Annotated in this window: 12 protein-coding genes and 1 tRNA gene; 7 read left to right on the plus strand and 6 right to left on the minus strand. The window is 67.5% G+C overall.

Going from position 1 to position 9,260, the window contains the following annotated elements; translation table 11 throughout:
- The first annotated feature begins 64 nt into the window (after window positions 1-64).
- Window positions 65-706 carry a DUF305 domain-containing protein gene (locus WBL05_RS08485; protein ID WP_424225211.1) on the plus strand — a complete coding sequence of 214 codons (642 nt, stop codon included), beginning with the start codon at window positions 65-67 and terminating at the stop codon, window positions 704-706.
- A 58-nt stretch (window positions 707-764) separates the two neighbouring features.
- Here the strand turns inward: WBL05_RS08485 and WBL05_RS08490 are convergent, their stop codons facing one another.
- Window positions 765-1,184: a DUF302 domain-containing protein gene (locus WBL05_RS08490; RefSeq protein WP_424225213.1), complete on the minus strand. Its 420-nt coding sequence runs from the start codon at window positions 1,182-1,184 to the stop codon at window positions 765-767.
- Between the two features lie 150 nt (window positions 1,185-1,334).
- Window positions 1,335-1,736, minus strand: coding sequence for a four-helix bundle copper-binding protein (locus WBL05_RS08495; RefSeq protein ID WP_424225214.1), 402 nt, complete (start codon window positions 1,734-1,736; stop codon window positions 1,335-1,337).
- A 323-nt stretch (window positions 1,737-2,059) separates the two neighbouring features.
- Between WBL05_RS08495 and WBL05_RS08500 the strand changes: the two genes are divergently transcribed.
- Entirely contained in the window at window positions 2,060-2,320 is a 261-nt protein-coding gene (locus tag WBL05_RS08500; RefSeq protein WP_424225216.1) for a hypothetical protein, read from the plus strand.
- A 3-nt stretch (window positions 2,321-2,323) separates the two neighbouring features.
- Complete coding sequence (locus WBL05_RS08505) at window positions 2,324-3,802, plus strand: multicopper oxidase family protein (RefSeq protein ID WP_424225217.1); 1,479 nt, start codon at window positions 2,324-2,326, stop codon at window positions 3,800-3,802.
- An 83-nt stretch (window positions 3,803-3,885) separates the two neighbouring features.
- Here WBL05_RS08505 and WBL05_RS08510 read toward each other — a convergent pair whose 3' ends face one another.
- On the minus strand, window positions 3,886-4,995 hold the full coding sequence (locus WBL05_RS08510; RefSeq protein WP_424225218.1) for a sensor histidine kinase: 1,110 nt from the start codon (window positions 4,993-4,995) through the stop codon (window positions 3,886-3,888).
- Window positions 4,992-5,696 (minus strand): response regulator transcription factor, encoded by a 705-nt coding sequence (locus WBL05_RS08515; protein ID WP_424225220.1) that lies wholly within the window; start codon window positions 5,694-5,696, stop codon window positions 4,992-4,994. Before WBL05_RS08515 ends, WBL05_RS08510 begins: the two co-directional genes overlap by 4 nt.
- Window positions 5,697-5,817: 121 nt before the next feature.
- Between WBL05_RS08515 and WBL05_RS08520 the strand changes: the two genes are divergently transcribed.
- From WBL05_RS08520 to WBL05_RS08535, 4 genes are all read left to right on the plus strand, one after another.
- A complete protein-coding gene (locus WBL05_RS08520; protein ID WP_424225221.1) occupies window positions 5,818-6,117 on the plus strand; it encodes a hypothetical protein in 300 nt (99 codons plus the stop codon).
- 1 nt (window position 6,118) lies between these two features.
- Window positions 6,119-7,126: a cytochrome c biogenesis CcdA family protein gene (locus tag WBL05_RS08525; protein WP_424225223.1), complete on the plus strand. Its 1,008-nt coding sequence runs from the start codon at window positions 6,119-6,121 to the stop codon at window positions 7,124-7,126.
- Entirely contained in the window at window positions 7,123-7,788 is a 666-nt protein-coding gene (locus tag WBL05_RS08530; protein WP_424225224.1) for a redoxin domain-containing protein, read from the plus strand. Before WBL05_RS08525 ends, WBL05_RS08530 begins: the two co-directional genes overlap by 4 nt.
- A gap of 497 nt (window positions 7,789-8,285) precedes the next feature.
- On the plus strand, window positions 8,286-8,501 hold the full coding sequence (locus WBL05_RS08535; protein WP_424225226.1) for a hypothetical protein: 216 nt from the start codon (window positions 8,286-8,288) through the stop codon (window positions 8,499-8,501).
- 52 nt (window positions 8,502-8,553) lie between these two features.
- Here WBL05_RS08535 and WBL05_RS08540 read toward each other — a convergent pair.
- A tRNA-Ala gene (locus WBL05_RS08540) sits at window positions 8,554-8,626 on the minus strand.
- A gap of 437 nt (window positions 8,627-9,063) precedes the next feature.
- Window positions 9,064-9,260 (minus strand): RsfS/YbeB/iojap family protein (locus WBL05_RS08545; RefSeq protein WP_424225227.1); only part of this gene is annotated, 197 nt, incomplete at its 5' end.

Genomic DNA, 9,260 nt, shown 5'->3' on the forward strand with positions numbered 1-9,260 from the left:
GAGGGGATCACCTGCGCAGGAACCTGTGTTTACTCGGGGCAACGATTACCGATTGGGGAAACTCATGAAGACAACCGCTCGCCTGGCCCTTGGAGCCTGTTCGCTCACCCTCCCCTTCGCTCTGGCTGCCTGCGGAGGAACCGAACAGCCCGCTGACTCCACCACCACGAGCCCGGTCAGCCAACAACAAACCACACCCCAGGCCAGCGCTCCGACCGGCTCGGCGCAGGCCGAGCGGAACCACAACGACGCCGACACCACTTTCGCGCAGGCGATGATCGTTCACCACGAAGGGGCCATCGAGATGGCCAACTTGGCGGTGCGGAAGGCCGAGTCGCAGGAGGTCCGCGACCTCGCCGAGAACATCGCGGCCGCCCAGGGGCCCGAGATCGAAATGATGACCAACTGGTTGGAGAGCTGGGGTGAGGACACCACGCCGATGCCGGGCATGGAGGACCATGGCGGCATGGACATGGATGGAATGAGCCAGCAGGAGGCAATGAACGAACTCGAAGACCTGTCCGGCGCCGACTTCGACCGACGATTCCTGGAACTGATGATCGCGCACCACGAGGGCGCAGTGGCCATGGCTGAGGATCAGCTCGTTGATGGTCGCAATCCCGAAGCCCTCGAACTTGCCGGGAAGATCATCGATGACCAGCAGGCAGAGATCGCCGAAATGCGGCGGATGCTGGAACAGGTGTGAGCCCTGGCGTCCCAACGACGCCAGGGCCCAACGGCGGGGCTTCAGCCGAGACTCGATTTCAGCTGCGCGAACTGTCGGTGATGGCCTGTAGGGCGGCCCGCAACCTGGTGTCGGCGTCATCGGCGACTTCGCCCACCTGCTGGCTGCCGCCCAGCTTGACCATTGTCTGCGGATCTATCGCCTCCACGGTCGTGGCGGTGTCGCCGGCCGCCCGCCGGACGACCACGTTGCAGGGCAGTAGCGCTCCGATCTCTGGTTCGGCGGCGAGGGCGCGGCTGGCCAGACCGGGATTGCAGGCGCCGAGAATCACATAGTCGCCGACCGCCTGGGCGGCCTCGGCGCCGAGCTTCTTCTCGAACGTAGCCCGGATGTCGATCTCGGTGAGGACGCCGAACCCCTGCGCTGCGAGCGCTTGACGGGTGCGTTCGACTGCCTCCGAATAGGAGAGGTCGACAGTGATGGTGTGTGTGTAGGACATTGTCCTCCTCATGTTCGAACGGTTCCTTGGGTGGTTCCAGCCTCACGGGGAAGGCGCCGCGGCGGCTTCGATGCCGCCGTGCGGGCCCCCCTTTCACGTCGCGCTGATGCCTGGGGGCTCGTCTGCCCTGGGGGCCTCGTCGGCAGGGTGCTAGCCGATCACGGCGAGCAGTTCGTTGCAGGCCTGTTCGCAGGCCCGGCAGGCTTCGGCGCAGATGCGGCAGTGCTCGTGGTGGTGGGCGTGCGCCTCACACTCGTCCCCGCACGACCGGCACGCCTGGACGCACGCCTGGAGTTGCGCGCGGGTGAGATTGGCGTCGTATCCGGTGTGCCGCGACAGCACGCGGGCGGTGGCAGCGCAGATGTCAGCGCAGTCCAGGTCGGTGCGGATGCACTTGCGTAACTCGGCGACCATCTCCTCGCTTAGGCAGGCATCAGCGCAGGCGGTACACGCCTGGGCGCACGCCATCAGGCTGTCGACTGTGCGGGCGAGCAGGTCTCGGTCGAGGTCGATCCCGGCCGGGTGGGCGGACATCATCTCAGTGGTCCTCATTGGGGCTCCCAGGGTCGTTGGACGCCACGCGGACGCGGGCGCGGCGCTGCGGGTGTGCTTATGACGCTACGGTGTCGCGGCTGGAGAATCCCCGGAAAGTGATGAAGTTTCGGTGAAGATGAAGGGACGAGCGGGATTCCCGCCGGGCGTGTCTGGTTCACTCGTTTGTGAGGTCGTCGCGAGCGCACCGGACGCCGGCTGATGTCGCCGGGCTGACTGATTCCCCGGGTTGAACCTGACTTCGATCCGTCACGGCAGTCACCGGGTGGGTGCAGGGTCGGCCTTCGGTGGCGGCTGGCGGACACGTCTTGTGGAGGTGGACTATGGGTTGGAACGGAGACCACATGGGTCCGTGGGGGATGGTCTGGGGCTGGCTGTTTCTCGCCCTGCTGATCGTTGGACTTGTCGTGCTGGTGGTGGTTCTGGTCAGGCTGCTCAGCGGCCGCGATCAGCGGCCCCTCGCCCACCCGTCTGGTCGCAGTCGTGCCCGCGAGTTGCTCGACGAGCGGTACGCCCGCGGGGAGATCGACAGCGCCGACTACGACGAGCGGCGCCGCCGACTGGACGACGGCCAGGAGACCTGAGGCGTGAGGCCAATCACCCGGCGCGAGGCGATCGGGTTCGGGATGCTCGGCGGTGCCGGCGTCCTGGTCGGTGGCCTGGGCCTGTCGCGAACGGGCCTGCCCTGGATCGCCTCGCCGGCCCCTGCGACTGAGGATGTTGGCGGGTCTGCCGGCGGCGAGTCGCTGGTGGAGCCGGAGGTGCTCCGTAGCCAGGACGGGGTGCTGCGAGTGGAGTTGGTCGCCGCCCAAACCGTGACGAGCATTGCAGGGCGGCAGGCCCGGGTGTTGACCTACAACGGTACGGTTCCGGGCCCAAGCTGGTGGGTACGCCCAGGGGACAGCATTGAAGTGCGACTCCGCAACGAACTGGGCACACCGACCAACCTGCACACCCATGGGCTGGCGGTTTCCCCCCAGGGCAACGGGGACAACCCGTTCGTCTCCATCGAGCCCGGCCAGGACTTCGACTACCGCTTCGAGTTGCCCGCCGACCACCCGCCCGGGGTCTTCTGGTATCACCCGCATCGGCACGGCACGGTGGCCGATCAACTGTTCGGCGGTCTGTACGGGGCGTTGATCGTTGACGGCGATCAGGTACCGGTCAGCCGTGACCGGGTGCTGGTCATCTCGGACATCTCGCTGACTGACGACAGCCAGATCGCCCCGGTCAGTGACCAGGAGGTGATGCTGGGCCGTGAAGGTGAGCTGGTGCTGGTCAACGGCCAGCACCAGCCGCAGCTGACGGCGCGGCCCGGACAGCGGGAACGGTGGCGGGTGATCAACGCGTGCACCTCCCGTTACCTGCGCTTGGCACTGGGCGGACAGCGGCTGGAACTGCTCGGTATCGACGGCGGCCGTGAAACAGCCCACCGTGAGGTCCAGGAGGTACTACTGGCCCCCGGTAACCGCGCCGACCTGCTGGTGACCATGCGCGGCGGCATCAGCGAGTTGCGCACGCTGGGTCACGATCGTGGCGGGATGGGAATGATGGGCGGCGCTGAGTTGTCGGGACCCGGCACCCTGGCGACCCTGGCCGTCACCGGGGACGAGGCGGCCGCCCCGGGGGTCGCGCCGGACCTTCCGGCGGTACCGGATCTGCGCGACCGGCCGATCGCCGGGCAGCGGGAGATCACCTTCACCATGACCATGGGGACGATGATGGGCGCCGGCCGGAACATGATGGAATTCGGGTTCGACGGCCGCGTCTTCGACGCCACCCGGACCGACCAGCAGGTGAGCGTGGGGACGGTGGAGGAGTGGCTGATCAGCAACCCGACCCCGATGGACCATCCCTTCCACCTGCACGTGTGGCCGATGCAGCTCATCGAGGCAGCCGGGCAAGAGATCGGCGAGCCTACCCGGCGCGATGTGGTAAACGTCCCCGCCCGGAGCAGGGTGCGCGTTCTGGTCGACTTCACCAGCCACCCGGGACGCAGCGTCTACCACTGCCACATCCTCGACCACGAGGACGCCGGCATGATGGCCAGCATCGAGGTCGTCTGAGCCCGACAGTCCAGTCCCCGACCAGCTGGCCCCTGCAGAATCTCAGGTCGGCTCGCTTCGGGCTCGTGCACCGCGGGCAGCGCCTACGCCGGGCTGGGCAGGACCAGGATGAAGGTCGATCCGCGGCCCGGCCCGGGGCTGGTGGCGGTGAGCGATCCCCCGTGCGCCTGCGCCAGGCTTCGGGAGATCGTGAGGCCGATGCCTGAGCCGCCGACGTCACGGGCCCGCGAGGTATCTGTGCGGTAGAACCGGTCGAATACCCGGTCGAGCTGATCGCCGGTAAGGCCGTCTCCGGTGTCCGTCACCGAGATTGTCACCTCGCCCCTCGCTGACTGCGCGTCGACCTTGACCATCCCACCGGCGGGGGTGTGCCGAAGAGCGTTCTCGAGCAGGTTCTCCATGATCTGGCCCACCCGTTGGGGGTCGGCGACGACGACGCAGCGCTCCGAGTCCGCCGTGAGCTCGACACCCTTCGCGGCGTAACGAGGCCGGAACGTCGCCACCGCCTGGTGGACGAGTTCTGCGACCGGCACCGGGCGACGGTCGAGCTGGAACCGGCCTTCTTCGGCGTGGGAGACGTCGTTGAGGTCGTTCGCGATCCGCTGGAGTCTCGCAGCCTGCTGGACCAGCAGGTCATGGCTCTCGTGATCCCAGGGGATGAGCCCGTCGCCGATGGCCTCCAACTCGGCGGTCAGAGTGGACAGCGGGGTGCGCAGCTCGTGAGCGACGTCGGAAAGCAGCCGTCGCCGGTTCTCCTCCGTCGCGTCGAGTCGTCCGGCCATGCTGTTGAAGGCCTCCCCGACCGCGTCGAACTCGGGGCCGGCCGTTCCTATCGGCACCCGCGCCTGGTAATCGCCCGACCCAAGACGTCTGGCTGCCGACGTCAGTTCGTCGAGGGGGCGACGCAGCCGCCGCGTCTCCCACCAGACAAGCACGGTCGCCAGCGCCAGCGCGACGGCGAGACCCGCTCCGAGGGAGCGGACCCCCGCGTCGAAGAAGGCCTGCTCGATGTGCGCCATCTCAGCCGTGCCCTGCGGGCGATCAAGCTCCAGTAGATGCTCGTGAAACAGCGGCGGCCCCACGATGAGCGCGACCAGCGCAGCCGACGACACGCTGACCGCGACGACGAGCGCGAACGCCAGAAAGGTGCGCTTCCCCCAGGTAAGGCCCCGGGGCCGGGCCACATCCGTCATCCCTGCCCCATCCGGTAACCCACCCCGCGTACGGTCAGGATGTATCGCGGCTCGCCAGGGGGATCATCGAGCTTCTTGCGCAAGTTGGCGACGTGGACGTCGACGACGTGTTCGTCACCCACCCAGCCCGGGCCCCACACCTCGTCGATGATCTGGCGGCGGCTCAGGGCAAGGTTCGGGCGCGACGAGAGGACGTCCAGGATGTCGAACTCGGTACGGGTCAGGATGACAGGCTCGCCGCCCAACCACGCGTCCCGGCCGCCGGGGTCGACCCGCAGCCGACCGAAATCCCGAGCGGCCTCAGTGGCTGGATACTGGGTGCCACGGCGGGGGCGGCGCAACATCGCCTGCACTCTGGCAACGAGTTCCCGCGGGCTGAACGGTTTGGTGAGGTAGTCGTCTGCTCCGACGGACAAACCGATCACCTTGTCCATCTCGTCGACGCGCGCGGTCAACATGATGATGTAGCAGTCGGAGAACGTCCGGATCCGACGGCACACCTCCACGCCGTCCATACCCGGCAGCCCGAGGTCGAGAATCACCACCTCGGGGTCAACCTCCCGGGCGAGGCGCACCCCGAGAGGGCCCTCGTAGGCCTCGGTGGTCTCGAACTGCGCCTTACGAAGGTAGGAGGCGACGATGCCCGCGAGCGGCTGCTCGTCGTCGATGATCAGCGCCTTCGCCGGTGCGGTGCCTGCCATGCGACCATTATCGCCGGACGCCACTCCCCTCCCACCTCGGCGCCTGCGGGGCTGGCGTTCCTTGGCCAAATCTTGACCCGGGCTGAAGGAAGCCTGAACGTGCCCGGGTGAGTCTGGAACGGTGAATGAGAAACCCCCAAGCGCCACCGGCTACCCGACCATCGGGGCCGGGATGACGTTGGTCACCGCGCCCGGCTGCCACTTCTGCGAGGACGCCCGCGACCGCCTCGGCCAGCTCGAAACCCGCGGCCTGCTGCACCTCTCGATCGTCCCTGCGGAATCAGCCCTTGGCCAGGAGCTGATCGCAAAGCACCGTCCGGGCACGTTCCCGCTCCTGTTGCTCAACGACCGGTACTTCCACGACGGTCGGCTGCCGCGCGGCAAGCTGGCGCGACTCGTCCAGCAACTGGAATCGCGCTGACGTGGGCGCAGATCTGCTCAGTGCTGGTGGCGTCCTCGCCGCCTTCCTCGCCGGCGGGGTGGCCCTGTTCGCACCATGCTGCATCGTTTTCCTCGCGCCCAGCTATCTCGCCGCCGCCGCGAAGAATCACCGCTGGCGCCTGCTGCCGCTGACGTTCGTCTTCACGGCCGGACTGGCGTTGGTGCTGGTGCCGATCACGATGGGGGTGAGCCTCATCGCGGGAGCCATCGCCAAGTACCATGTCGTTCTCTACTGGGCCGGCGGGCTTGTGATGATCGGGCTCGGGATACTGGCCCTCTCCGGGGCAATGTGGTCCATGCCATCGATCCTGCGGAGCCCCGACCCTGCTCGCGGCGACACTGCCACTTTCTTCAGCCTCGGCGTCTTCTCTGGTATTGCCTCCAGTTGCTGCGCTCCTGTGCTGGCGGGCGTGATGACGCTGTCCGCGCTTTCGGGCTCCGTGATCGGCGGGCTGGTACTGGGGCTCGCCTACGTCTTCGGCATGGTCATCCCACTGTTCGTGACGGCATTGTTGTGGGACAAGCGGCCTGATGCCATCCGGGGCCTGCTACGCGTCAGGCCCGTTCGGTTTCAGCTCGGGCACTTCACCATCGCGACCAATTCCGTCAACATTTTGGTGGCCCTCGGCTTCGTGGTTATGGGTGTGGCGGTCATCTTCCAGGCCGGTGCCACTGACATGACTGGGGCCAGCACCCCCCTGGTCGGCATGGGCGCCTGGCTCAGTGAGGTCTTCGCCTGGCTGCTCGCGGTCACCGCCCCCATCCCAGAGTTCTTGCTGGGCTTGGCGCTGCTCGCTCTCGTCGCGGTGTTCGTCCTGGTCACTCTGCGCGATCGCACTACCCACCGCCGGGGGGCCGACCGCACCACCCGCGACCAAGAGGCGGCCTCTCCAGTTGGCGGAACCGCCCACGACTGCTGCAGCGATGCCCCCGCCGCCCAGGACGCCGAGGTGCCGACCGGCGCCGCGACCCCCGAAGGAACCAGATGACTCAGACAAAGCACCACCCCGATGGCCTTTCTGCACGCGCGCGGCTGCGTGCCGAGCAGCAGGCGCTCGAGATGCGAAGCAAACGCAACCGTAAGATCGGGCGTACCCTGGGCACACTGCTGCTCGTGGTGATCCTCGCTCTCACCGGGTATGGGCTCTGGTCGGCGAGACCGGTCGAAGGCGCCAGCGACGTCGAGGCCCCGGACTTCACCCTCCCGACAACCGACGGCCAGACCGTCACCCTTAGCGCATTGCGAGGTGATCCGGTCATCCTCTACTTCAACGAAGGCGCCGGCTGCGCCTCCTGCACCGTGCAGATGGCGGAGATCGAGAAGTTCGCCGGGTTCGAGGAGGCCGGCATCCGCGTCCTGCCGATCGTCATGAACACCGCCGAACAGATCGTCCCTGACCTGCAGTACTTCGGCGTGACCACCCCATACCTGCTTGACGATGGGACGGTCTCGGCGGCCTATGACGTCCTCGGGAAGGGCATGCACGAGGGCCTGCCGGGACATGGTTTCGTCCTCATCGACAGCGAGGGCGTGCAGCGTTGGTCAGGCGACTATCCGTCGATGTGGCTCGAACCGGAGGCACTTTTCGAAGAGGCCACCAAGCGCCTCGACCTTGGGATAGCCGATGCGATCGAAGGCCCGGCCGAGTAGGTATGCGCCGACCAGCAGCGCCAGGGCCTTGCTGACTCCGTAGGACTGCACTCCGACACCGAACACGGAAAACAGCTCAGGCCACACTGTCGACTCCCATCGTCGAGCGAAAGGGCCGCGCCGCTGCGCGACCGATCCCCAGTCTGATCGGCCAGTGTCAAGCGTCTGGCCTCACGCAGCCAAGGTTCGATCAAGATCGCCGGGAGCTGCGCCGAGTGCGCCGTAGGCGGCGTCCGGCCAGGCGATGCAGGCGACCGAGCCGTCCTGACCGCCCGCGCTGACGATCTGGACGTCAGCGGTTGACGTAACCCATGTGCACCGCGCCGTACCGGTCGCCGCTGACCCCGATCCGCTGCACCAGGGCATTGAGGTCGGCGACATCGTCGGCAGACAGCGCCACCCATCGCTGATGGCCGCCTCCGACGTGCTGGGCACCGGATGGTTCACCGCGACCGCCGCCCAGGCCGGGCCGGACAATTGGTGTCAGCCACGATGTGGTGATCCCCGGCCGCGAACTGTTCAATGCCGGGATACATCTGCACGGTGGCCCCGCCCCGGTGCGCCAGTACCTGCCGCGCCTGATCGACCTCATCTGGCGCCGCGAGATCGATCCGGGTAAGGTCTTCGACCTTGTGCTACCGCTCGACCGTGCCGCCGAGGTCTACCAGGCCATGGACCAGCGCCGCGCGGTGAAAGTGCTCCTAACCGTTTGACTGGACTCTGGAGGCGTGCCCGGTGGTCCCGAATTGGGGTTTGCTGTTTGGGTGGAGCTAAGGGGATTCGAACCCCTGACCTCTTCCATGCCATGGAAGCGCGCTACCAACTGCGCCATAGCCCCCGAAGGATGTCCCCGCCTGCGCGACGACCTCGTTAGATTAGCGCAACCGCCGAGACATGCAAAACCGCGAGTTGCCGCGCGGACGCCGCAGTGAGCGCTGCGTGCGCCGCGCCGAGCGGCCCGTCCTGGGTCAATGCGGGAGATCGGCCCGCCCTGGGCCAATTCGGGAGACCGCCCCGCCTGCATCACTGCGGAGGAGCAGTCAGCGACTACGCTGCGTGATCTTTCGCAGTGGGCGTCGGGGGCCGGGATCGAGGGCTGGCCGAGCGGGTCGTGCATTATCGGGCCCCAGGGACGGATAATGCACGCTCGAAGCCCCCGCGGCGTACATTATCGGGCCGCACGGATCGATAATGCCCAGCGTGGGGGCCAATTGGCGCCCAGGGACGCGGGCGTGCCGCGGCCGCCGAGAGCCGGGGCGCCGGCAGGCCCGCCTCCTAGCCGGCCAGCCCGTTCAGCCCCAGCTCGATTCGGGGGCAGTCCTTCCACAGCCGCTCCAGCGCGTACAAGCTGCGCTCCTCGGAGTGCTGCACGTGAACCACCACGTCCAGGTAGTCGAGCAGCACCCACCGGTTGTCGTTACCGCCCTCGCGCCGGGTGGGACGCCGCCCCTCAATTTTGATCAGGCGCTCCT

This window comes from Brooklawnia sp. (assembly GCF_049651565.1).
GTDB lineage: Bacteria > Actinomycetota > Actinomycetes > Propionibacteriales > Propionibacteriaceae > Brooklawnia.